The organism is Streptomyces sp. SM10, from assembly GCF_002910915.1.
In the GTDB taxonomy this organism is placed as follows: Bacteria; Actinomycetota; Actinomycetes; order Streptomycetales; family Streptomycetaceae; genus Streptomyces.
Genome location: NZ_NEUF01000139.1, coordinates 39086 through 60863 on the forward strand (window position 1 = coordinate 39086; position 21778 = coordinate 60863).

General features: G+C 72.2%; 22 protein-coding genes, 1 tRNA gene and 1 pseudogene. 16 read left to right on the plus strand and 8 right to left on the minus strand.

The window, feature by feature from the left end; translation table 11 throughout:
- Positions 1 to 21 precede the first annotated feature (21 nt).
- Positions 22 to 687, plus strand: coding sequence for a molybdopterin-dependent oxidoreductase (locus B9S57_RS22530; RefSeq protein ID WP_258036514.1), 666 nt, complete (start codon positions 22 to 24; stop codon positions 685 to 687).
- Positions 629 to 1294, plus strand: a complete 666-nt coding sequence (locus tag B9S57_RS22535) for a cytochrome b/b6 domain-containing protein (RefSeq protein ID WP_103517375.1) — start codon at positions 629 to 631, stop codon at positions 1292 to 1294. The genes B9S57_RS22530 and B9S57_RS22535 overlap by 59 nt, the downstream gene beginning before the upstream one ends.
- Before the next feature lie 5 nt (positions 1295 to 1299).
- Here B9S57_RS22535 and B9S57_RS22540 read toward each other — a convergent pair whose 3' ends face one another.
- Positions 1300 to 2697 carry a GntP family permease gene (locus B9S57_RS22540; protein ID WP_103517376.1) on the minus strand — a complete coding sequence of 466 codons (1398 nt, stop codon included), beginning with the start codon at positions 2695 to 2697 and terminating at the stop codon, positions 1300 to 1302.
- Between the two features lie 11 nt (positions 2698 to 2708).
- Positions 2709 to 3218: a gluconokinase gene (locus B9S57_RS22545; RefSeq protein ID WP_103517377.1), complete on the minus strand. Its 510-nt coding sequence runs from the start codon at positions 3216 to 3218 to the stop codon at positions 2709 to 2711.
- Positions 3219 to 3362: 144 nt separating this feature from the next.
- Between B9S57_RS22545 and B9S57_RS22550 the strand changes: the two genes are divergently transcribed.
- From B9S57_RS22550 to B9S57_RS22565, 4 genes and pseudogenes are all read left to right on the plus strand, one after another.
- Entirely contained in the window at positions 3363 to 4064 is a 702-nt protein-coding gene (locus B9S57_RS22550; protein WP_103517378.1) for a FadR/GntR family transcriptional regulator, read from the plus strand.
- Between the two features lie 167 nt (positions 4065 to 4231).
- A pseudogene (locus B9S57_RS22555) lies at positions 4232 to 4612 on the plus strand (amidohydrolase family protein); the annotation flags it as partial.
- A 120-nt stretch (positions 4613 to 4732) separates the two neighbouring features.
- Complete coding sequence (locus tag B9S57_RS22560; RefSeq protein WP_103517379.1) at positions 4733 to 5818, plus strand: S-(hydroxymethyl)mycothiol dehydrogenase; 1086 nt, start codon at positions 4733 to 4735, stop codon at positions 5816 to 5818.
- Entirely contained in the window at positions 5818 to 6447 is a 630-nt protein-coding gene (locus B9S57_RS22565) for an MBL fold metallo-hydrolase (RefSeq protein ID WP_103517380.1), read from the plus strand. Before B9S57_RS22560 ends, B9S57_RS22565 begins: the two co-directional genes overlap by 1 nt.
- Positions 6448 to 6459: 12 nt before the next feature.
- Here the strand turns inward: B9S57_RS22565 and B9S57_RS22570 are convergent, their stop codons facing one another.
- Positions 6460 to 7398: a pseudouridine synthase gene (locus tag B9S57_RS22570; RefSeq protein WP_103517381.1), complete on the minus strand. Its 939-nt coding sequence runs from the start codon at positions 7396 to 7398 to the stop codon at positions 6460 to 6462.
- A gap of 202 nt (positions 7399 to 7600) precedes the next feature.
- Positions 7601 to 7685: transfer RNA gene (locus tag B9S57_RS22575), tRNA-Leu, on the minus strand.
- 182 nt (positions 7686 to 7867) lie between these two features.
- Between B9S57_RS22575 and B9S57_RS22580 the strand changes: the two genes are divergently transcribed.
- The 3 genes from B9S57_RS22580 to B9S57_RS36270 all read left to right on the plus strand — a co-directional run bounded on the left by B9S57_RS22580 (position 7868) and on the right by B9S57_RS36270 (position 10506).
- Positions 7868 to 9202 carry a M20/M25/M40 family metallo-hydrolase gene (locus tag B9S57_RS22580; RefSeq protein WP_103517382.1) on the plus strand — a complete coding sequence of 445 codons (1335 nt, stop codon included), beginning with the start codon at positions 7868 to 7870 and terminating at the stop codon, positions 9200 to 9202.
- Positions 9203 to 9347: 145 nt separating this feature from the next.
- A complete protein-coding gene (gene chpH / locus B9S57_RS22585; protein ID WP_103517383.1) occupies positions 9348 to 9581 on the plus strand; it encodes a chaplin ChpH in 234 nt (77 codons plus the stop codon).
- 139 nt (positions 9582 to 9720) lie between these two features.
- Complete coding sequence (locus B9S57_RS36270) at positions 9721 to 10506, plus strand: chaplin (RefSeq protein ID WP_103517384.1); 786 nt, start codon at positions 9721 to 9723, stop codon at positions 10504 to 10506.
- Positions 10507 to 10563: 57 nt separating this feature from the next.
- On the opposite strand, the gene B9S57_RS22595 is transcribed toward B9S57_RS36270, so the two are convergent.
- Complete coding sequence (locus tag B9S57_RS22595) at positions 10564 to 10752, minus strand: DUF5703 family protein (protein ID WP_053930948.1); 189 nt, start codon at positions 10750 to 10752, stop codon at positions 10564 to 10566.
- 47 nt (positions 10753 to 10799) lie between these two features.
- On the opposite strand from B9S57_RS22595, the gene B9S57_RS22600 reads away from it, so the two are divergent.
- Positions 10800 to 11462 (plus strand): hypothetical protein, encoded by a 663-nt coding sequence (locus tag B9S57_RS22600; protein WP_103517385.1) that lies wholly within the window; start codon positions 10800 to 10802, stop codon positions 11460 to 11462.
- A 75-nt stretch (positions 11463 to 11537) separates the two neighbouring features.
- Here B9S57_RS22600 and B9S57_RS22605 read toward each other — a convergent pair whose 3' ends face one another.
- Together B9S57_RS22605 and B9S57_RS22610 are read right to left on the minus strand one after the other, a co-directional pair.
- Positions 11538 to 13826: an ATP-dependent RecD-like DNA helicase gene (locus B9S57_RS22605; RefSeq protein WP_103517386.1), complete on the minus strand. Its 2289-nt coding sequence runs from the start codon at positions 13824 to 13826 to the stop codon at positions 11538 to 11540.
- Positions 13823 to 14806, minus strand: coding sequence for an aldo/keto reductase (locus tag B9S57_RS22610; protein ID WP_103517387.1), 984 nt, complete (start codon positions 14804 to 14806; stop codon positions 13823 to 13825). Before B9S57_RS22610 ends, B9S57_RS22605 begins: the two co-directional genes overlap by 4 nt.
- Positions 14807 to 14950: 144 nt before the next feature.
- On the opposite strand from B9S57_RS22610, the gene B9S57_RS22615 reads away from it, so the two are divergent.
- Together B9S57_RS22615 and B9S57_RS22620 are read left to right on the plus strand one after the other, a co-directional pair.
- Positions 14951 to 16003, plus strand: a complete 1053-nt coding sequence (locus B9S57_RS22615) for an LLM class F420-dependent oxidoreductase (protein WP_103517388.1) — start codon at positions 14951 to 14953, stop codon at positions 16001 to 16003.
- Positions 16004 to 16266: 263 nt separating this feature from the next.
- Entirely contained in the window at positions 16267 to 17055 is a 789-nt protein-coding gene (locus tag B9S57_RS22620; RefSeq protein ID WP_103517389.1) for a hypothetical protein, read from the plus strand.
- A 13-nt stretch (positions 17056 to 17068) separates the two neighbouring features.
- On the opposite strand, the gene B9S57_RS22625 is transcribed toward B9S57_RS22620, so the two are convergent.
- Complete coding sequence (locus B9S57_RS22625; RefSeq protein WP_103517390.1) at positions 17069 to 18055, minus strand: magnesium and cobalt transport protein CorA; 987 nt, start codon at positions 18053 to 18055, stop codon at positions 17069 to 17071.
- A 52-nt stretch (positions 18056 to 18107) separates the two neighbouring features.
- Between B9S57_RS22625 and B9S57_RS22630 the strand changes: the two genes are divergently transcribed.
- From B9S57_RS22630 to mshC, 4 genes are all read left to right on the plus strand, one after another.
- The gene (locus B9S57_RS22630; RefSeq protein WP_103517391.1) at positions 18108 to 18818 is read left to right on the plus strand and encodes a histidine phosphatase family protein; all 711 of its coding nucleotides are present in this window, start codon (positions 18108 to 18110) and stop codon (positions 18816 to 18818) included.
- A 105-nt stretch (positions 18819 to 18923) separates the two neighbouring features.
- A complete protein-coding gene (locus B9S57_RS22635; protein ID WP_103517392.1) occupies positions 18924 to 19514 on the plus strand; it encodes a DUF3090 domain-containing protein in 591 nt (196 codons plus the stop codon).
- The gene (locus B9S57_RS22640; RefSeq protein ID WP_103517393.1) at positions 19478 to 20326 is read left to right on the plus strand and encodes an SCO1664 family protein; all 849 of its coding nucleotides are present in this window, start codon (positions 19478 to 19480) and stop codon (positions 20324 to 20326) included. The genes B9S57_RS22635 and B9S57_RS22640 overlap by 37 nt, the downstream gene beginning before the upstream one ends.
- Before the next feature lie 173 nt (positions 20327 to 20499).
- Positions 20500 to 21729 carry a cysteine--1-D-myo-inosityl 2-amino-2-deoxy-alpha-D-glucopyranoside ligase gene (mshC, locus tag B9S57_RS22645; RefSeq protein WP_103517394.1) on the plus strand — a complete coding sequence of 410 codons (1230 nt, stop codon included), beginning with the start codon at positions 20500 to 20502 and terminating at the stop codon, positions 21727 to 21729.
- Positions 21730 to 21778 lie beyond the last annotated feature (49 nt).

The window sequence follows — 21778 nt, forward strand, 5'->3', positions numbered from 1 at the left end:
GGGCGCCGTCTGGTCCTGACCATGCTCGGCCTCGGCGCCGCCGGTGTGGCGGCCGCACCCGTCCTCCAGGGCGCGGTCGAGAGCGGGCTGGGGGCCGTCGCCGACAAGGACCCCACCGGGCTCAGCGGCCTGCTGCCCAACGGCGGCGGCTTCCGCTACTACTCCGTCACCTCCTCGGTGCCGCGCAAGACCTCCGCGGACTACAGGCTGACCGTGGACGGCCTGGTCGACCGACCGGCGACGTACACGCTGGACAGCCTGAAGGCGCTGCCGCAGACCCGTCTCGTACGGGACGTCCAGTGCGTCACCGGCTGGCGGGTGCCCGAGACCCCGTTCGAAGGCGTCACGCTCTCGGCGCTGCTCGACGCGGCGGGCGTGCGGTCCGGTGCCAAGGCGATCCGCTTCACCTGCTTCGACGGCGCGTACAGCGAGAGCCTCACCCTGGAACAGGCCCGCCGGCCGGACGTCCTGGTCGCCCTGCGCATGCAGGACAAGGCGCTGGCCCACTCCCACGGCGGCCCGGTCCGGCTGTACGTCGCCCCCATGTACTTCTACAAGTCCGCAAAATGGCTTTCCGGGATCACCGTCACCGACTCCGTGCGCCCCGGCTATTGGGAGGAGCTCGGCTATGACGTCGACGCCTGGGTGGGCCGTTCGAACGGACGGGACGACGCCCCTACTGTCTGAACACGGCCCGAGGGTCCGGCGCTTCAGCGCCGCCGAGCGCTGGGTGCACCGCACCACGGCCTGGCTGGTGCTGCTCTGCGTGGCCACGGCCGCCTGCCTGTACGTACCCCAGCTGGCGCAGCTCGTCGGCCGCCGCCACCTCGTGGTGACCGTCCACGAGTGGTCCGGGCTCCTGATCCCCGTGCCGCTCCTGGCGGGGCTGGTCTCCAGGGCGCTGCGCGCCGACCTCTCGCGGCTCAACCGCTTCGGGCCGCACGACCACCGGTGGCTGCGGGCCGTGCTGCGCCGCGACCGGACACCGGGCTCCCGGCCGGCCGGGAAGTTCAACGCGGGCCAGAAGCTCTACGCCGCGTGGATCGCGGGCGCCGTGCTCGTGATGCTGGGCACCGGGCTGCTGATGTGGTTCACCGGGATCGCCCCGCTGGTGTGGCGCACGGGCGCGACCTTCGTGCACGACTGGCTCGCGCTCGCGATCGGCATCGTCCTCGCCGGGCACATGGCGAAGGCGCTCGCCGACCCGGAGGCACGCCGTGGCATGCGTACCGGGTCGGTCGAGCGCCCCTGGGCCCGTGCCGAGCACCCGTTGTGGCGGGAGCCGGAGGAGTAGCCCCCCTACAACACCAGCGACAGCAGCATGATGAAGCCCAGCGAGACGACGGAGATGATCGTCTCCATCACCGACCAGGTCTTGATCGTCTGCGGGACGTCCATGCCGAAGTACTCCTTCACCAGCCAGAAACCCGCGTCGTTGACATGGCTGAAGAAGAGCGAACCCGCGCCGACCGCGAGGACGAGCAGGGCGACGTGCGACGTCGACAGGTCGGCCGCCAGCGGGGCGACCAGGCCGGCCGCCGAGATGGTGGCGACCGTCGCCGAGCCCGTCGCCAGGCGTATCGCGACGGCGATGAGCCAGCCGAGCAGCAGGGCGGGTATCGACCAGTTCTCGGAGAACTCCAGGATCATCTGGCCCACACCGGCGTCGATGAGGGTCTGTTTGAACCCGCCGCCGGCGCCCACGATCAGGAGGATGCCCGCGATCGGGGCGAGCGACTTCTCGACGGTGCCGGAGAGCCGGTCCCTGGTGAAGCCGGCCGCCCGGCCCAGGGTGAACATGCCGACGATCACGGCGGCGAGCAGAGCGATCAGCGGCGAGCCGATGACGTCGGTGACCCGCTGGACGTGGTTCTCCGGGTCGTCCACCACGATGTCGACCAGTGCCTTGATCAGCATCAGCACCACGGGCAGCAGGATCGTCGCCAGGGTCGCGCCGAAGCCGGGCCTGCGGTCCAGGTCCTCCGAGGGGCGCTGCGGGATCATCTTCTCCGGCGCCTGGATGTCCACCCAGCGGGCGGCGTAGCGGGAGAAGACCGGCCCCGCGATGATCACGGTCGGGACGGCCACCAGCACACCGAGGGCGAGCGTGATGCCGAGGTTGGCGCCGAGGGCGTCGATCGCCACCAGCGGGCCGGGGTGCGGGGGGATCAGCCCGTGCATCACGGAGAGACCGGCGAGTGCGGGGATGCCGATCCGCATCAGGGAGTAGTTGCCGCGCTTGGCGACCAGCAGCACCACCGGAATCATCAGCACGATTCCGACCTCGAAGAAGAGCGGAAGCCCGATGATCGAGGCGATCAGGACCATCGCCCACGGCATGGCGCGCCCGCTCGCCTTCGCGAGGATCGTGTCGACGATCTGGTCGGCGCCGCCGGAGTCGGCGAGCAGCTTGCCCAGGATGGCGCCGAGCGCGATGAGGACACCGACACCCGCGACGGTCGAACCGAGGCCGGCGGTGAAGCTGGTGATCGTCTTCGCCGGGTTGGCCCCGGCGAAGGAGCCGAGGGCGAGCGAGCCGATGGTCAACGCGAGGAACGCGTGCATCTTGAGCTTGGTGATGAGCAGGACGATGACGGCGATGCCCGCCAGGACGGCGATGCCCAGCTGCGCGTTGCCGGCCGAAGTGATGGGTTCGACGGCATCCGCTGCCAGCATCTCGACGCTGAGACTGGTCACGGTGGTGTTCCTTAGTTCGCGAGCCGGCGCAGCGCGGCGACGGCCCGTTCGGTGATTTCCTCGGGGGTGCCGGACACGTCGACACCGACGCCCGCCTCGTCCTCCTGCAGCGGCTGCAGGGTCGAGAACTGGGAGTCGAGCAGCGCGGCCGGCATGAAGTGGCCCTTGCGGTCCGCCATGCGCTGCTCGATGAGCGACCGGTCACCGGTCAGATGCAGGAAGACGGCACCGGGCGCCTCGGCCCGCAGCCGGTCGCGGTAGACGCGCTTGAGCGCCGAGCTGCTGACGACGCCGCCGAGCCCCGCCCTGCCGTGCGCCCACTGCCCGATCGCGTCCAGCCACGGCCACCGGTCGTTGTCGTCCAGGGGCGTACCGGCGGACATCTTGGCGATGTTGGCCGGCGGGTGGAAGTCGTCGCCCTCGGCGTAGGGGACGCCCAGGGCGTCGGCGAGCAGGGGACCGATCGTGGTCTTGCCGGTCCCTGCTACGCCCATCACCACGACGACGTGGGGGGTGCTCATTGGTGCCTCGCTGTCTTCATCGACATCGGTCCGCGACATCGGTCCGTCGCGCTACTGAAACCCATTACATACGACTTATTCAAGAGGCTGTGACATAAACGTCGTACTTATTGATCCCCCGGGCCGCCCCGTAGGCTGGTCGGCATGACCACACCTGCCCAGGGGCTCCATACGCAGGTGCTGGACACCCTGGGCCTGGAGATCGCCGCGGGTGACTCCCCGCCCGGCCTCGTCCTGCGCACCGACGAGCTCGCCCAGCGCTTCGACGTGTCCCGCACCGTCGTCCGCGAAGTGGTCCGCGTCCTGGAGTCCATGCACCTGGTCGAGTCCCGGCGCAGGGTCGGGGTGACCGTGCGTCCCACCGAGGAGTGGAACGTCTACGACCCCCAGGTCATCCGCTGGCGGCTCGCCGGCGCCGACCGGCCCCGGCAGCTGCGCTCCCTCACCGTGCTGCGGTCCGCCGTCGAACCGGTCGCCGCGGGCCTCGCGGCCCGGCACGCCACGGCCGAGCAGTGCGCGGAGCTCACCGAATGCGCCCTCGGCATGGTGGCGACCTCGCGCGGCCAGCAGCTGGAGGGGTACCTCCGGCACGACATCGCCTTCCACCGCATCGTGCTCAACGCGTCCGGGAACGAGATGTTCGCGCGGCTCGGCGACGTCGTCGCCGAGGTCCTCGCCGGGCGCACCCACCACCAGGTGATGTTCGAGGACCCCGACCCCGCCGCCGTCACGCTCCACGTCCGGCTGGCCGAAGCCGTACGCGAGGGGGACGCGGCGGGCGCGGAACGGCTGACCAAGGAGATCGCGGTCGGCGCACTGCACGAACTGGACGTACTGGCGCCCTGAGACGCCCCCGGCCACCGGTCGGGGCCACCCGCCCGGAGGTCTCAGGCCCCGGCCACCCCCGTGCTCACGCGTCAGGGGACCCTCAGGCGTCCGGCGGGGCCGGGGTCAGGTGCCGCAACCGCGCGGACGCGGCGGCCAGCATCATCTCCAGCGCCGCCGGATACCCGGGCGGTGAACGGGCCGCGCTCCAGTACCCGTTCGCCGCACTGCTGCGCTCCGGCGCCACCGTCGCCGCGGGCTCCGACCGGCCGGTCAGCAGCGCCGATCCGCTGCACGGCATCCACACCGCCGTCAACCGCGTCCCGCCCGGCGGCGACGGGCCCGTCTTCCTCCCGGGTCAGCGCACCTCCCTGACCGACGCGCTCACCGCGTACACGGCCGGCTCGGCCCGCCTGAACCACCTGGACGACACCGGCAGCATCCGCGCCGGGGCCCTCGCCGACCTGGTGGTCCTGGACCGCGACCCGTACGCCGCACGGCCCGAGGAGATCGCGCGCACACAGGTCATGGCCACCTACGTGGGAGGACGCCGGGTGTACGGGGACTGACGTGCGCCGCAGCCGGCGGGGGAGGCCGTCGCCGCGGTGTGCCGACGCGGCCCCCTCGCGCGGCGTACGGTTGTCGGTGATCGATCCATGAGGAAAAGTCGGGAAAGGGAGTCCACGGGAATGCCGCAGCACGTACAAGGGGTCATCGCTCCGGGAAAGAACGAGCCGGTGCGGGTCGAGACCATCGTGATTCCGGACCCCGGCCCCGGTGAGGCCGTGGTCACGATCCAGGCGTGCGGCGTCTGCCACACCGACCTGCACTACAAGCAGGGCGGGATCAACGACGAGTTCCCCTTCCTGCTCGGCCACGAGGCCGCCGGTGTCGTGGAGTCCGTCGGTGACGGTGTCACCGACGTCGCGCCGGGCGACTTCGTCGTCCTCAACTGGCGTGCGGTGTGCGGCCAGTGCCGCGCCTGTCTGCGCGGCCGCCCCTGGTACTGCTTCGACACCCACAACGCGAAGCAGAGGATGACCCTCCTGGACGGCACCGAGCTCTCCCCGGCGCTCGGCATCGGCGCCTTCGCCGAGAAGACCCTCGTCGCCGCCGGCCAGTGCACCAAGGTCGACCCCGAGGTCTCCCCGGCCGTCGCCGGGCTGCTCGGCTGCGGCGTCATGGCGGGCATCGGCGCCGCCATCAACACCGGTCAGGTCGGCCGCGGAGACTCCGTGGCCGTCATCGGCTGCGGCGGCGTCGGCGACGCGGCGATCGCCGGTGCCCGGCTCGCCGGAGCGGCGAAGATCATCGCGGTCGACATCGACGACCGCAAGCTGGAGACGGCGAAGACGATGGGCGCCACCCACACCGTCAACTCCCGCTCCGACGACCCCGTCGAGGCGATCCGCGCCCTGACCGACGGCAACGGCGCCGATGTCGTCATCGAGGCGGTCGGCCGCCCCGAGACGTACAAGCAGGCCTTCTACGCCCGCGATCTGGCCGGCACCGTCGTCCTCGTCGGTGTGCCGACCCCCGAGATGCAGCTCGAACTCCCGCTCCTCGACGTGTTCGGCCGCGGCGGCTCGCTCAAGTCCTCCTGGTACGGCGACTGCCTGCCCTCGCGCGACTTCCCGATGCTGGTCGACCTGCACCAGCAGGGCCGCCTCGACCTGGGCGCCTTCGTGACCGAGACCATCGGGCTCGGCGAGATCGAGCAGGCCTTCGCCCGGATGCACGACGGCGACGTCCTGCGCTCGGTGGTGGTCCTCTGATGGCCGCCCGCATCGATCACCTGGTCACCTCCGGCACCTTCGCCCTCGACGGGGGCGAGTGGGACGTCGACAACAACGTGTGGATCGTCGGTGACGACACGGAGGCCGTCGTCATCGACGCCGCCCACGACGCCGCCGCCATCGAGGCCGCACTCGGCGGCCGTACGCTGCGCGCGATCATCTGCACCCACGCGCACAACGACCACATCGACGCCGCCCCGGCCCTCGCCGCCGCGACGAACGCGCCGATCCTGCTGCACCCGGACGACCTGCCGCTCTGGAAGCAGACCCACCCGGACCGGGCACCCGACGCCGAACTGGCCGACGGCCAGGAGATCGAGGTCGCCGGGACACGCCTGACGGTGCTGCACACCCCGGGCCACGCGCCCGGGGCCGTCTGCCTCCACGCCCCGGAGCTGGGCACCGTCTTCACCGGCGACACCCTCTTCCAGGGCGGGCCGGGCGCCACCGGACGCTCCTTCTCGCACTTCCCGACGATCATCGACTCGATCAGGGACCGGCTGCTCGCGCTCCCGCCGGAAACCACGGCCCGCACCGGGCACGGGGACTCCACCACCATCGGCGCGGAAGCCCCGCAGCTCGACGAGTGGATCGCCCGGGGCCACTGACCCCGGCAGTGTTCACCGGTCCGGCCACGCGGAGAGCCGCCGCCCGCTCTCGAAGCGGTGCGGCTGGCCCGTGACCGGATCGGTGAACTCCAGCACCTTCGCGAGCAGTTGCAACGGCCGCCCGTACTCCGCCCGCTCCGGCTCGGGCTCCACCACCGGATAGACCGGATCGTCGACCAACGGCAGCCCCAGCGCGTTCATATGGACCCGCAGCTGGTGCGTGCGCCCGGTGGCGGGCAGCAGCCGGTAGCGGCCGAGACCCCGCCGGTGCTCCAGCAGCTCGATCCGGCTCTCGCTGTTCGGCTCGCCCGGCTCCTCCCGGGCGGCGATCACCCCGCGCTCCTTCACGATGCGGCTGCGCACCGTACGCGGCAGGGCGATCCCGGGATCGTACGGTGCCACCGCCTCGTACTCCTTGCGCACCAGCCGGTCGCGGAACAGCGTCTGGTACGCGCCCCGGTCCCCGGGCCGTACGACGCAGAGCACCAGGCCCGCCGTCAGCCGGTCCAGTCGGTGCGCGGGCTGCAGCTCCGGCAGCCCCAGCCCGTCGCGGAGCCGCGCCACCAGGGTCTGGGTGATATGCCGGCCGCGCGGGGTGGTGGCCAGGAAATGCGGCTTGTCCGCGATCACCAGGCGGTCGTCGCGGTGGACGACCCCGATGGGGAAGGGCACCGGCTCCTCGGGCGTGAAATCACGGTGGAACCAGAGCAGGCGCCCGGCCGTGTACGGCTCGTCCGCCCGCACCGCCCCTCCGTCCGCGCCGACGAACCGGCCCTCGGCCAGCATGGCATCCACCCGCCCGGCGCCGACCGCCACCGCGAACCGGTCCAGCAGGTGGTCCCGGACGGTGGGCCAGGCCCCGGCGGGATCCGCAGGGAGCCGTACCCGCACCGGATCGACGCCCGCGCGCTGGGGGAGCGGGGCGGCGGGTGGTCGCGCGCGACCTCTCATCGCAGGAGTCCTTGTCGCCGGAGGGGGCCCGGCACGGTCGGGCGCGGAGCCTCCATCATCCCACCGGCGCGCGCACCGCCGGAGCCGCTCCGACGTGCGCCCGCCCGTTCCCGGCGCACTCCGTGACCTGGGCGCGCATCAGGGGAGCGTGCCGGAAAAGGCGAAAGCCCCCAGGGCGACCTGGGGGCTTTCCACTGCACTGTGTCCGAGGGGGGACTTGAACCCCCACGCCCGATAAAGGGCACTAGCACCTCAAGCTAGCGCGTCTGCCATTCCGCCACCCGGACAAGGTGTCTGTCTCGCGGGCCCGGCCCGTTCCGACGTGGAAAACCATAGCAAACATTCAGGGGTGCTCGATCACGCCCCGGGCGTGCGAAAGCCGCATGACGGAGGGCGGGCGGCCTTGGGCGCGCGGGGCGGGCGCGCGAGGATGAGGGGGAGCACCACCGTGCCAGTGGAAGGAAGCAGCGTGAGCGAGACCAACACGGCCCCGGCCGGCATCGGCGGGACCGCCGAGAACGAGGTCGTGGACCTCTGTCGTGACCTGATCCGGATCGACACCAGCAATTACGGCGACCACTCGGGACCGGGGGAGCGGGCCGCAGCCGAGTACATCGCCGAGAAGCTCGCCGAGGTCGGGCTGGAGCCGCAGATCATCGAGTCCCACAAGGGACGCGCCTCCACCGTGGCCCGGATCGAGGGCGAGGACCCCTCCAAGCCGGCGCTGCTGATCCACGGGCACACCGACGTGGTCCCGGCCAACGCGGCGGACTGGACGCACGACCCGTTCTCCGGGGAGATCGCGGACGGCTGCGTCTGGGGACGCGGGGCCGTCGACATGAAGGACATGGACGCGATGACCCTCGCGGTCGTGCGCGACCGGATGCGCAGCGGCCGCAAGCCCCCGCGCGACATCGTGCTGGCCTTCCTCGCCGACGAGGAGGCGGGCGGCACCTACGGGGCGCGCCACCTCGTCGACAACCACCGGGACCTCTTCGACGGGGTGACCGAGGCGATCGGCGAGGTCGGAGGCTTCTCCTTCACCGTCAACGAGAACCTGCGCCTCTATCTGGTGGAGACCGCCGAGAAGGGCATGCACTGGATGCGGCTCACCGTGGACGGCACCGCCGGACACGGCTCGATGACCAACACCGACAACGCGATCACCGAGCTCTGCGAGGCCGTCGGCAGGCTGGGGCGCCACCAGTGGCCGGTCAGGGTGACCAAGACCGTGCGGTCCTTCCTCGACGAGCTCTCCGACGCGCTCGGCACCCCGCTCGACCCGGAGGACATGGAGGCGACCCTCGCCAAGCTCGGCGGGATCGCCAAGATGATCGGCGCGACCCTGCGCAACTCCGCCGCGCCCACCATGCTGGGCGCGGGCTACAAGGTGAACGTGATCCCCGGGCAGGCCACCGCGCACGTGGACGGCCGGTTCCTGCCGGGCTTCGAGGACGAGTTCCTGACCGACCTCGACCGGATCCTCGGCCCACGGGTCAAGCGCGAGGACGTGCACGGGGACAAGGCCCTGGAGACGAGCTTCGACGGGTCCCTCGTCGACGCGATGCAGCTCGCGCTGAAGGCCGAGGACCCGATCGCCCGGGCCGTGCCCTACATGCTCTCCGGCGGCACCGACGCGAAGTCCTTCGACGACCTCGGCATCCGCTGCTTCGGCTTCGCCCCGCTGAAGCTGCCGCCGGAGCTGGACTTCGCCGGCATGTTCCACGGTGTGGACGAGCGCGTCCCGGTGGACGGCCTGAAATTCGGAGCCCGGGTGCTCGACCGGTTCATCGACCACTCCTGACCTCACGGGCAGCCGAAATCGCCAGCCTGTACGGACCTCACCGGAAAGGGTGAAAGGGATCACGCACTCGTAGCCCCGGCACCTCCTCCTCGTTACAGATGATGCGGTCCGCGGCTGGGACCGCACTTGTCAATCAGGAGGAATAATGATCAAGAAGGTCGTCGCAATCGCGGCTGCTACCGGTGGTCTCGTGCTCGCGGGTGCGGGTATGGCTTCCGCCGACGCCGGTGCCCAGGGTGCCGCCATCGGCAGCCCCGGCGTGCTCTCGGGCAACGTCATCCAGGTTCCGGTCCACGTTCCGGTGAACGTGTGCGGCAACACGATCTCCGTGATCGGTCTGCTGAACCCCGCCTTCGGCAACGCCTGCGTCAACAACTGACGTTGAGCATCAACCCGTAAGGGTGTGAGTCCGGTCGGCCCCGGAGTGCGCGCCATGCACTCCGGGGCCACTGGGCATTCGGCCCCTTCACCGCTGTGTCCGGGGCATTTTCGGCAGGCAGAAGGCAGGAAGACAACCTATGCGACAGGTCACACGTAAAGGCCTGATCACGATGGCAGCGGCGGGCGGAGTGCTCGCGCTCGGCGGCGGCTACGCACACGCTGACGCGGGTGCGGCCGGCGCCGCTTCGGGTTCACCGGGAGTGCTCTCCGGGAACTCGATCCAGGTCCCGATCGATGTACCCGTCAACGTGTGCGGAAACTCCGTGGACGTTGCCGGTCTGCTCAACCCCACGAGCGGAAACGACTGTGGAAACGGATCTTCGGACTCGCGCCGCGGACACACCTCGGACGACCGCTCCTCGTCCGGGCACGGCTCCGGGCGCGGCTCCGGCGGTGATGAGTCCCGGCACGGCTCCGGCAGCCACGCCTCCGGGCACGACGGCGGCCGTGACGGCGGCGCGGGGACGGGCAGGCACCGTGCTCCCGGCACCTCGGCCCAGGCGGAGACCACCGGTTCCCCCGGGATCCTCTCCGGCAACCAGGTGCAGGCGCCGCTGGAGATCGCCCTGAACGTCTGCGGCAACAGCGTCACCGTCGGCGGACTGCTCAACCCGGTCTTCGGCAACTCCTGCGAGAACGACTCGGAGACGGCCCCGCCTCCCGTCGTGCCGGAGACGCCGCACACCCCGGAGCGGCCGGTCACCCCGCCCGCGCCTCCGGCTCCCGAGCCCCAGCTCGTGCCCGGCGAGCAGCTCGCGCAGACCGGTGGGGGCGGTCTCGGCCTGCTCGTTCCGGCGAGCGCGGGCCTGATGCTCGCAGGTGCGGGCACGGTCCTGTACCGGCGTTCCCGCAGCGCCGCGTAACGGCTTCGCGGCATCGGCACGACGAGCGGGTTCCGCGCGTGCGGGACCCGCTCCGTCCTACCAGGTGGGCCGGAGCTGGCGGATGATGCGGCGGCGCAGCCGCACCCGGCGGCTGCCGTCACGGCGCAGCGTCAGCCGGTCCAACTCCCAGTGCCCGTACTCGGCATGGTCGGTCAGCAGTCGGGCCGCCTCCTTGCGGGACACCCCGCGCGGCACGTACACGTCGATGAATTCGTATTCCGGCATCGCATCTATTGTGCGGGCAGACCCCCGGTACGGATAGCGTCTGTCCCATGTCTGATGCTGCGCAGCCCACCGCTGCCGAGGTACGCGCCGCCGCCGATGCAGTCAAAACCGCGCTCGACCGCCACCTCCAGGCAGTCGAGCGCCGTACCGGGGACGACGACCCCGCTGTCTACGACGCGTTCAACGCACTGGCCGCCGCGGCCGAGGTCTACGACGAGCTGCTGTACGACCGCTACGACGAGGTCACCCCCTTCGAGATCCCCGGGGCGGAGGACTCCCTCCCGCCTTACGAGGGCCCCGACGAACCGCATGCCGTGAGCGTCCTGATCAGGCGCGACTACGCGGTCGCGGAGCCCGCGCGGCTGATCGCCCAGGCACAGCGGCTCACCGAGCTCGATCCGGACGGTCGGGACGCCGGCGTCCCGACCGTGGCCGACGCGGGTGTGCACGCCGCGCTGGGCGTGGTGTTCGGCGAGTACGAGGCGGACGAGATCGCCTCCCGGCACAAGGAGTTCGGCCTGGAGGAGGGAGACTCCACACTCTGGGTCTCCGCCGTGGACGAGCTTCCCGAGCCGGGGGAGTGGCTCGGGGCGCCGTTCGACGAGGCCGACCCCGCACTGGTGGTCTGCCGGTTCGACGCCAGTGCGGTCTTCGACGAGGAGGACGAGCTGGACGGGGACCAGGACGGCAGCCTCCCGCAACGCGCCTGAGCGCACCGTCCGACGGCCCCGGCACGCTGCGTGCCGGGGCCGTCGGCCTGCTCCGGCCGGGGCGGATCCCCTCCGTTACGAGGCGTCCGGGGTGGGAAGCGCCTCCAGCAGCGGACGCAGCCGGGTCGTCCGCTCCTGGGCCGGCACCTCGGCCACCGCACGCGGCAGGGCCTGGTCCACGCCGTGCACCACGGACAGGTGCCGCTCCCCGCGGCTGAAGGCCGTGTAGACCCAGGGCCTGCTGAGCCCCTCGGCCGCGTCTCCCGGTAGGACCACCACGACGGCGGGCCAGCGCATCCCGGCCGCCTGGTGGGCGCTGAGCGCCCAGCCGTGGCGTACGGAGGCCTCCACCCTCTCCTGCGCCACGACGACGGGTGTGCCCGCGCAGTCCAGGTGCAGGCCCTCCCCGTCGGCCGAAACCACGAAACCGGGCACGGCTCTGCCGGGAGCGGGAACATGGACGACCCGGTCACCCGGGTCGAATCCGCCGAAGCGGCCCGGTCCGGGGTTGAGCCGCTGCTTGAGCGCCGCGTTCAGCGCGGTGGTGCCCGCCGAGCCACCGTGCCCGACGGTGATCACCTGGGTGTCGGACGACGGCACGCCGAGGGCCCGCGGCACCGAATCGGCCACCAGCTGCACCGTGCGGTGGACGGCTTCGCCCGCATCGCGGACGGGGACGATCACCACCTCCTTCCCGGGGGCCTCGACCCGGGCGAGCTCACCGATCCCGATGCCCGAGACCAGCTCACCGATCGGCCCGGGGTCGGGTGTGCGCGAGACCACGTGGGGGCAGGCGCGCGCCGCGGTCACATCGGCGAACACCCGGCCCGCACCAGCCGATCCGAGTACCCCCGGATCGCCGCTCAGGACCAGCCGCGTCCCGTCGGCCAGGGACTCCACCAGCATCGCCGCCGTCTCGACGTCGACCTGCGGGGCGTCCAGCACCACCAGCACGTCCAGCGCGAACGCACCGTCCGCGTCCCGGCCGGGACCGTCCTCCCCGGAGAGCAGAGCGGCCAGGGTGACGGCGCGGCGCGGATCGCCGACGGCCTCGGCCAGCCTGCGCCGGCCGTCGGCGCTGTGCGTGGTGCCCAGGGCCCGCAGACCGAGCCCCTGCGCGGCGGCGATCAGGGCGGCGGGTTCCGACCGGGCGCTCTCGCCCCCGCTGTGGGCGACCAGACCCGCCGTCGCGGCGGCACGGATCAGCTCGCCCGCCGAAGCAGACGGGGCGGCGGCAGCGGCGTCCGTCCAGTCGGCCCCCTTCCCGCAGGAGTTGATCAGCCGGCCCAGGCCGTCGGCGAGGCTCTCCTCGGCGAGGGCGTACCGGTCGAGGCCCAGCAGGACCCGCACCGGATCCGCGTCGTCCTCGGTCCCGCCGCCGTCCGCGTCCGCGTCCTCGCCCGCCGCCTCGGCCCCCTCCTCCGGCTCCTCCGCGCCCGTCGCGTCGACACCGTCCTGGAAGACCAGCACGACGCCCTCCGCGACGGCGTGCTGGACGGCCTCCGCAGGGTCGGTGACCCCGAACCCCGCCAGCGCCTTCCGTGCGTCGTCGGCGTCGAGCGCGGTGTGACCCCGCAGCGCGGCCCGCTCCAGCAGCCACCCCACCAGGGCCGCCGTCCGCCGTTCGTCGTCGGGTCCGCACTCCGCGCCCAGCAGGGCGCGTGCGAAGCCGTCAGCCTGCTCCGGCCGGACACCTGGCACGGACAGCAGCTGCCACGGGTCCTCCCGGAGGACGCCCGCGGCCCCCTCGCCGAGCGAAGCCGCCGCCGGGCCCGCCAGGGCCTCGGGAGCCCCGCCCCCGGCGAGCACCGCCGCGACCGAGGCCGCCGCCTCGGGCGACGCGGCCCGCGGGGCCGTCCGCTCGGGAGCGGGAACGGGAGAGGGCCGTGCGGGCGCGTCGGGAGCGGCGCGGCGGGGCGCGGGAGCGGAGGCGGGTGAGTCGAAGAACGCGGTGCCCGGCTTCTCGCCGCTCTCCACCGCCCGTACGGCCGCGAGCAGATCCGCGGCCGGGCCGCTCAGCTTGGTCCCGGCCGCGACGGGCCCGTCCTTCTCCGCCTTGCGCTGCTCGATCCGCAGACGCAGCTCGCGCTGCGCGGCCAGCTCCGCCTCGGCCTCCGACAACGCGGGGGCGTCGGCCGCCGCGGGGGGCTGCCCGGCTTCCCGGGCGTCCTCCGCGCCGTCGGCGTCCTCCTCGTGCGCCCCCGCTGCGCCCTCTGATCCGTCGTGCGCCCCCTCTGCGCTCCCCGCGCCGTCCTCCTCGGGTGTGCCGCCGGGCGTGTCGGCGTCCTGGACGACGGCGTCCTCGCCGGCCTCGTGGGTCTCGGCCGCGGGGTCCGGGGATTCTCCCCGGGGATGCGCAGTCACAGCGTGCTCCAGTCCTGGTCGGGATAGCGGTGCACGGGCGCCGACACGTCGTCGAGCGCCTGGCAGATCTCGTCAGGAAGACTAAGCGCCTCCACTGACAACGCCTCGGTCAGCTGCCGCGCGTTGCGCGCGCCCAGGACCGGGGCCACCACCCCCGGCCGGTCCCGCACCCAGGCGAGGGCGACCTGGAGCGGCGTCGTGGCGAGGCCGTCGGCTGCCGTGGCCACCGCGTCCACGATCCTGCTCGCCGCCTCGTCGAGGTAGGGCTCGACGAAGGGGGCCAGCCGCTCGGAGGCGCCGCGCGAGTCGGACGGCGTACCGGTGCGGTACTTGCCGGTCAGCACCCCCCTGCCGAGCGGGGACGACGGCAGCAGCCCCACCCCGAGGTCCAGCGCCGCCGGCAGCACCTCGCGCTCCACTCCCCGCTGCAGCAGGGAGTACTCCATCTGCGTGCAGGCGAGACGGGTGCGCAGCCCGGGCGCGGCGAGCTGCCAGGTGGCCGCCTTGGCCAGCTGCCAGCCGCTGAAACCGGACACTCCGGCATACCGGACGCGCCCCGACGACACGGCCAGGTCGAGCGCCTGCAGCGTCTCCTCCAGCGGGGTCACGGGATCGAACGCGTGGATCTGCCACAGATCGACGTACTCCGTCCCGAGCCGTCGCAGGGACGCGTCCAGCGCGGCGAGCAGGTGCCCCCGCGATCCGTCGGAGCGCCGGTAGGGGTCGGCGACGCTGCCCGCCTTGGTCGCGATGACCAGGTCCTCGCGCGGGACCAGGTTGTCCAGGAGGCGCCCCAGCAGGTGTTCGGCCTCGCCGCCGCCGTACACGTCGGCGGTGTCGATCAGGGTGCCGCCCACGTCCCAGAAGGCCTTGAGCTGGTCGGCGGCGTCGTGTTCGTCGGTGTCCCGGCCCCAGGTGAGCGTGCCCAGCCCGATCCGGGACACGCGAAGGCCGGTACGGCCGAGATGCCTCTGCTCCATGGGCGCTGAGATTACTGGCCAGGGCCCCACGCGGTGGAGGCCCCTGGACAACCGCGGCCCGGGGGGCGAGCCTGCCGGATCACGGCGCCCCGCGCTAGAGTCCCCGGCACAGGAACGTTACTGATCAGTAGAGGGAGTGTGGCTATGCGGCTCGGCATCAATCTCGGTTACTGGGGTGCGGGCATGGACGGTGACAACCTCGCCGTCGCCCAGGAGGCCGACCGGCTCGGCTACGACGTCTGCTGGGCGGCCGAGGCGTACGGCTCCGACGTGCCGACGGTGCTCGCCTGGGTGGCCGCCAGGACCGAGTCCATCGACGTGGGCTCCGCCATCATGCAGATCCCGGCCCGCCAGCCCGCCATGACGGCCATGACCGCGGCCACCCTGGACTCGCTCTCCGGCGGCCGCTTCCGCCTCGGCCTCGGCGTCTCGGGACCGCAGGTCTCCGAGGGCTGGTACGGCGTCAAGTTCGACAAGCCGCTGGCCCGCACCCGCGAGTACGTCGAGATCGTGCGCCGCGCGATGTCCCGGGAGCGGCTGTCCTACGAGGGCGAGCACTGGACCCTGCCGCTGCCCGACGGCCCCGGCAAGCCCATCAAGCTGACCGTCCACCCGCAGCGTGAACACATCCCGCTCTACATCGCCGCGATCGGCCCGAAGAACCTCGAGCAGACCGGCGAGATCGCCGACGGCGCCCTGCTGATCTTCCCGTCCGCCGACCACCTCCAGGAGACCGCGGTGCAGTACCTGCGGGCCGGACGGGAGAAGGCCGGCAAGACGATGGAGGGCTTCGACGTCTGCCCGACCCTGCCGCTGGCGGTCGGCGACGACATCAACGGCCTCGCCGACATGTTCCGTCCGTACACCGCCCTCTACGTCGGCGGCATGGGCAGCCGCAAGCAGAACTTCTACAACCAGCTCGCCCAGCGCATGGGATACGAGAAGGAGGCCGCCGAGATCCAGGACAAGTACCTGTCCGGCGACAAGGCGGGCGCCGCGGCCGCCGTGCCCCACCAGCTCATCGACCAGACCACGCTGCTCGGCTCCGTGGACCGGATCGCCGACCGGATGCAGGCGTACGCGGCTGCGGGGGTCACGACGCTGACCCTCGCGCCGGCCGGCTTCACGCTCGACGAGCGGCTCGCGGCCCTGCGCGCGGGTACCGACGCCCTGGAGCGTTCCGGCCTCGCCGCGTGAACCGGTAGCGACGGCTCCGGCGCAGCACTACGGCCGTGGTGGGGGCTCGGGGGTCCTCCCCGCCACGGCCGTCGTACGGAACAACGCCCCGGACCGCCCCCGGGTTACGCCCCGTACTCCTCCCGGGCAGCCCGGGCAGCCCGGGCAGGTCCGGCCCGCCGCGGGGCGCCCGTTCGGCCCTGCCCCGTCCCGCTGGTGTTGCCTACCGACGCGTACCGAATTTGACTGTCCCTCTGCGGACACCGGTGCGGAAGGTGGCAGTCATGCTCTCGGCAAAGAGTCTGTTCCAGGAGATCCTCGACAACGACGAGGCGTTCCGGCTGTTCTGCTCGATCGCTGTCGGCGGCGAGTCGCAGGGCGGCTGGGAGAACGGGCGCATCGCCGCACTCGTCCCCCCGGGGCTGAGCGCACTCGCTCCCAAGGTCGCCCGGCACGGTGCGGACGAGGACAAGCACGGCAGGATCTTCGGCGCGCTGCTGAAGCAGCGCGGACTCCAGCCCGTGGCGGTGCCGTACGAGACGGACTACACCCTCCTGCTCGAGCGCCACGGCATCGGCCTCGCCCACGACCGGCTCAGCGGCGAGGAGCCGCTCACCGAGCGGGACGTCATCGTCTACCTGGCGCACAGCAGGGTCACCGAGCAGCGGGCCTCCGAACAGATGCGGCTCCTGCTCAAGCACTTCGCGGGCCACCCCGTCCTCGGCCGCGCCGTGAAGATGATCTCGCGGGACGAGGACAACCACCTCGCGTACTGCCACGAGGAGCTCCTGCGCTTCGCCCGCGCCGGGCACGGCCGGACGATCCAGTCCGTCCTGCGGGAGTGCGCCGAGGCCGAGATCCGGGTGTACCGCGACGTCAGCCTCGCCGTGATGAGCCACATGGGCGCCGTGCTGCGCTGGTCCCGCACCAAGGCCGCCGTGCTGGCCGCCGGAATCCACGCGATCTACGCCTACGAGCGAGTGGTGGGCTGGCGGCGCATGGTGAGCCTCGAACAGCCCGCCCTCCGTGACGCGCTGGGCGGCCCGGCCGTACCCGAGACCGAGTACGCGTGAGGAGGGGCGCCGCCTACATCCAGCCGCGGCGCTTGAACATGCAGTACAGCCCGGCGACCGCCAGGCCCATCAGCACGATCACCGTCGGATAGGTCCACGTCTGGCCGAGCTCCGGCATGTGGCGGAAGTTCATCCCGTAGATCCCCGCCACCATGGTCGGTACGGCTGCCATGGCGGCCCACGCGGAGATCTTCCGCATGTCGTCGTTCTGCCGCACGCCCACCTGCGCCAGGTGGGCCGACAGAATGTCCGAGAGCAGCCGGTCCAGACCCTCCACGTGCTCGACGGCACGCGTCAGGTGGTCGTTCACGTCCCGGAAGAACGGCTGCGACGCGCTGTCGACGAACGGCACGCCCGCGCTCGACAACCGCGCCATCGGGGCGCCCAGCGGATTGGTGGCGCGGCGGAATTCGAGCACCTGCCGCTTGAAGGTGTAGATGCGCGCGGCGGAGTTCGTGGTGTCCCTGGACCCGGTCGGGGCGAAGACCTGGGCCTCCAACTCCTCCAGATCGACCTGGAGCTCCGCCGCGACCTCGATGTAGTGGTCCACCACCGCGTCGCTCACCGCGTAGAGCACCGACGTGGGCCCGTGCCTGAGGACCTCCGGTTCGGCCTCCAGCCGGCTCCGCACCGCCGCGAGGGGGGCGCCTTCGCCGTGCCGCACGGTGACGACGAACGAGTCCCCTATGAACAGCATGAGCTCGCCGGCGCTGACGGTGTCGCTCCGCTGCTCGTAGACCACCGGCTTGATGACCACGAACAGGGAGTCGTCGTAGATCTCCAGCTTGGGCCGCTGATGGGCGCGCAGAGCGTCCTCCACGGCCAGCGGATGCAGCGCGAACTCGCTGCTGACGCGGTCGAACTCCTTCGCCGTCGGTTCGTGCAGCCCGATCCAGACGAAGGCGTCCCCGCTGCCCCGTGCCTCGTCGAGGGCATCGGAGATGTCGGCGGGGCCCTCGGTCCGGCGCCCGTCCCGGTAGATTCCGCAGTCGACGATCACCCGCGCATTCTTCCCTGCCGCGAGGCCTTCACGCACCTCTACGCTGGCAGGTATGCCCACGCTCATCCTTGTACGCCACGGACGCTCGACCGCCAACACCTCCGGAGTGCTCGCGGGCCGGACCCCGGGTGTCTCCCTCGACGAACGCGGTGCCGGACAGGCCGCCGCACTGCCCGGCCGCCTGTCCGCCCTCAGGTTCGTCGCCGCCGTCAGCAGCCCGTTGCAGCGCTGCCGCGAGACGCTCCAGCCGCTCCTCGACGCCCGCCCGGACCTCGCCCTGCACACCGAGGACCGGATCAGCGAATGCGACTACGGGGACTGGTCGGGCCGTAAACTCGCCGAACTCTCCGACGAGCCCCTGATGAAGGTCGTCCAGCAGCACCCCTCGGCCGCCGTGTTCCCCGGCGGGGAGTCCATGCGGGCCATGCAGGCGCGCGCGGTGGACGCCGTGCGGGAGTGGAACGCGCGTATCGAGGCGGAGCACGGTGAGGACGCCACGTACGTGATGTGCTCGCACGGCGACATCATCAAGTCGCTCGTCGCCGACGCCCTCGGCATGCATCTCGACCTCTTCCAGCGCATCCAGGCGGACCCGTGTTCCGTCACCGCGATCCGCTACACCCGGCTGCGCCCGTTCCTTCTCCGCCTCGGGGACACCGGTGACTTCGCGTCTCTGGCACCGCGAGAACAGGCCATCGGGGCCGACGCCGCGGGGGAGACGGCAACGGACGCGGCCGTCGGGGGCGGCGCTGGGGCACCGTGATCGCTCCGCGCAGTAGGGTGGACGCGCCGTAGAGCCCGTGCGGGACCTCCCGCAGGGCCCCGGGGCCGCCCCCATCCGCCATCACGATCTCAAGGGAGACAGGACGTGTCCCGTCAGGTGTTCCTCTACGACCCACCGGACCGTTTCGTGGCCGGTACGGTCGGGCTGCCTGGCCGCCGAACGTTTTTCCTGCAGGCATCCTCGCGGGGCCGGGTCACGAGTGTGGCCCTGGAGAAGACCCAGGTCGCCGCGCTGGCCGAACGGATCGACGAACTCCTCGACGAGGTCGTCCGGCGGACCGGCGGCAATTCACCGGTGCCCGCGGTGGCACCCATGGATGTCAGCGACACCGCGCCCCTCGACGCCCCCGTCGAGGAGGAGTTCAGGGTCGGCACGATGGCGCTCGCCTGGGACGGCGAGGAGCAGCGCATGATCGTCGAGGCCCAGGCGCTGGTCGAGCTGGACGCCGACTCCGACGACGACCTCGCCGAGGCCGAGGAAAGGCTTCTGCAGGACGAGGAGAACGGCCCGCCGATGCTCCGCGTCCGCCTCAGCGGTGCCCAGGCGCGGGCGTTCGCCAAGCGCGCGCTGGACGTCGTGAACTCCGGCCGCCCGCCGTGCCCGCTGTGCAGCCTCCCCCTCGACCCGGAAGGACACGTATGTCCGCGCCAGAACGGATACCGTCGCGGGGCCTGACGGAGGCCGGGCTGCGCACCCTGCTCGCCGAGGGGGAGCTCACCGTCCTCGGCCAGGTCCGGGGAGCGTCCAACGCGGTGCTGTACTGCACGGTCGCCCACGAGGGCGAGGAACGCCGCTGTGTCTACAAGCCGGTCGCCGGCGAACAGCCGCTGTGGGACTTCCCCGACGGCACGCTCGCCCAGCGCGAGGTCGCGGCGTACGAGATCTCCGAGGCCACCGGCTGGGGCCTCGTGCCGCCCACCGTGCTGCGGGAGGGCCCCTACGGCGAGGGGATGTGCCAGCTGTGGATCGAGGCGGACGAGGAGACGGCGCCCCCGGACGGTCTGCCGCCCCTGCTCGCGCTCGTCGACACCGAGGAGCCGGGGGACGGCTGGAAGGCCGTCGGCCTCGCGGAGGTGGGGGAGGGGAGGACCGCCCTGCTCGTCCACGCCGACGACCCCCGGCTGCGCAGGCTCGCGGTCCTGGACGCGGTCATCAACAACGGTGACCGCAAGGGCGGGCACCTGCTGTCCGCCCCCGGCGGACGGCTGTACGGAATCGACCACGGCGTCACCCTCAACGCGGACGACAAGCTGCGCACGCTGTTCTGGGGGTGGGCGGGCGAACCGCTGACGGCGGAGGCCGGCGAGGTGCTCGAACGGCTCGCGGCCGGTCTGGAGCCGGGTGCGGTGCTCGCCACCCGGTTGGGGGAACTCATCACCACGGCGGAGGTCGACGCGCTGCGCGGCCGTGTGGAGAGCCTCCGGAAGTCCGGCCGGCACCCGCAGCCGAGCGGCGACTGGCCGCCGATCCCCTGGCCGCCCGTATGAGGTCCTGGGCCCGCTGACGGCCCGGGCCTACCGGCGCTCCAGGCGTCCCGGCCGTGCGGCGGGCCCACTGCGGGCGGGCAAGGGGAGAACCGGCCGCCGCGCAAGAGGGCCTCTTCGGCCACGATCTGCCATCCGGTTCGTATCCGGAAGCATCGTCCGGTTACGCTCATGACATGCATGCCTGGCCCGCTTCTGAGGTCCCCGCCCTTCCTGGCAAGGGCCGCGACCTTCGGATCCACGACACCGCGACCGGCGGACGGATCACCCTTGACCCCGGTCCCGTCGCCCGCATCTACGTCTGCGGCATCACGCCGTACGACGCGACCCACATGGGTCATGCGGCGACCTACAACGCGTTCGACCTCGTCCAGCGCGTGTGGCTCGACACCAAGCGGCAGGTTCACTACGTCCAGAACGTGACCGACGTGGATGATCCGCTGCTGGAGCGGGCCGTGCGCGACGGCGAGGACTGGACCGAGCTCGCGGAGCGCGAGACGGCACTCTTCCGGGAGGACATGACCGCCCTGCGCATGCTTCCCCCGAAGCACTACGTCGGGGCGGTGGAGGCGATACCCGGCATCGTCCCGCTCGTCGAGCGCCTCCGCGACGCCGGCGCCGCCTACGAACTCGAGGGAGACGTGTACTTCTCCGTCGAGTCCGACCCGCACTTCGGCGAGGTCTCGGGCCTCGACGCCGAGGCCATGCGCCTGCTCTCCGCCGAGCGCGGCGGGGACCCGGAGCGCCCCGGCAAGAAGAACCCGCTCGACCCGATGCTCTGGATGGCCGCCCGTGAGGGCGAGCCGAGCTGGGACGGCGGCACCCTCGGCAGCGGACGGCCCGGCTGGCACATCGAGTGCGTCGCCATCGCGCTGGATCACCTGGGCATGACCTTCGACGTCCAGGGCGGCGGCTCCGACCTCGCCTTCCCGCACCATGAGATGGGCGCCTCGCACGCCCAGGCGCTCACCGGCGAGCACCCGTTCGCCCGCGCCTACGTGCACGCGGGCATGGTCGCCCTGAACGGCGAGAAGATGTCCAAGTCCAAGGGCAACCTCGTCTTCGTGTCGGCGCTCCGCCGGGACGACGTGGACCCCGCCGCGATCAGGCTCGCCCTGCTCGCGCACCACTACCGGTCCGACTGGGAGTGGACCGACCAGGTCCTCGCCGACGCCGTCGAGCGTCTCGCCCGCTGGCGTGCGGCCGTCTCCCGGCCCGACGGGCTCTGTGCCGACGTCCTGGTCGAGGAGGTCCGGGAGGCCCTGGCCGACGACCTGGACGCCCCGGCAGCACTCGCCGCCGTGGACCGCTGGGCCGAGCGGCAGAGCGCGGGCGGCGGCACGGACGAGGGCGCGCCCGGTCTCGTCTCGCGCACCGTCGACGCCCTTCTGGGCGTCGCGCTCTAGCCCGTACCCCGGATCGCCGAACGGTCCCGGACCTCGCGAGACGTCGCGG

Coding starts and splice junctions, on each gene's coding strand:
- chpH (WP_103517383.1), top strand. CDS start 9,348: ATGATCAAGAAGGTCGTCGCAATCGCGGCTGCTACCGGTGGTCTCGTG.
- B9S57_RS22545 (WP_103517377.1), bottom strand. CDS start 3,218: ATGAGCACCCCCCACGTCGTCGTGGTGATGGGCGTAGCAGGGACCGGC.
- B9S57_RS22570 (WP_103517381.1), bottom strand. CDS start 7,398: ATGAGAGGTCGCGCGCGACCACCCGCCGCCCCGCTCCCCCAGCGCGCG.
- B9S57_RS22595 (WP_053930948.1), bottom strand. CDS start 10,752: ATGCCGGAATACGAATTCATCGACGTGTACGTGCCGCGCGGGGTGTCC.
- B9S57_RS22630 (WP_103517391.1), top strand. CDS start 18,108: ATGCCCACGCTCATCCTTGTACGCCACGGACGCTCGACCGCCAACACC.
- B9S57_RS22530 (WP_258036514.1), top strand. CDS start 22: ATGCTCGGCCTCGGCGCCGCCGGTGTGGCGGCCGCACCCGTCCTCCAG.
- B9S57_RS36270 (WP_103517384.1), top strand. CDS start 9,721: ATGCGACAGGTCACACGTAAAGGCCTGATCACGATGGCAGCGGCGGGC.
- B9S57_RS22600 (WP_103517385.1), top strand. CDS start 10,800: ATGTCTGATGCTGCGCAGCCCACCGCTGCCGAGGTACGCGCCGCCGCC.
- B9S57_RS22620 (WP_103517389.1), top strand. CDS start 16,267: ATGCTCTCGGCAAAGAGTCTGTTCCAGGAGATCCTCGACAACGACGAG.
- B9S57_RS22615 (WP_103517388.1), top strand. CDS start 14,951: ATGCGGCTCGGCATCAATCTCGGTTACTGGGGTGCGGGCATGGACGGT.
- B9S57_RS22550 (WP_103517378.1), top strand. CDS start 3,363: ATGACCACACCTGCCCAGGGGCTCCATACGCAGGTGCTGGACACCCTG.
- B9S57_RS22610 (WP_103517387.1), bottom strand. CDS start 14,806: ATGGAGCAGAGGCATCTCGGCCGTACCGGCCTTCGCGTGTCCCGGATC.
- B9S57_RS22535 (WP_103517375.1), top strand. CDS start 629: ATGACGTCGACGCCTGGGTGGGCCGTTCGAACGGACGGGACGACGCCC.
- B9S57_RS22565 (WP_103517380.1), top strand. CDS start 5,818: ATGGCCGCCCGCATCGATCACCTGGTCACCTCCGGCACCTTCGCCCTC.
- B9S57_RS22640 (WP_103517393.1), top strand. CDS start 19,478: ATGTCCGCGCCAGAACGGATACCGTCGCGGGGCCTGACGGAGGCCGGG.
- B9S57_RS22560 (WP_103517379.1), top strand. CDS start 4,733: ATGCCGCAGCACGTACAAGGGGTCATCGCTCCGGGAAAGAACGAGCCG.
- mshC (WP_103517394.1), top strand. CDS start 20,500: ATGCATGCCTGGCCCGCTTCTGAGGTCCCCGCCCTTCCTGGCAAGGGC.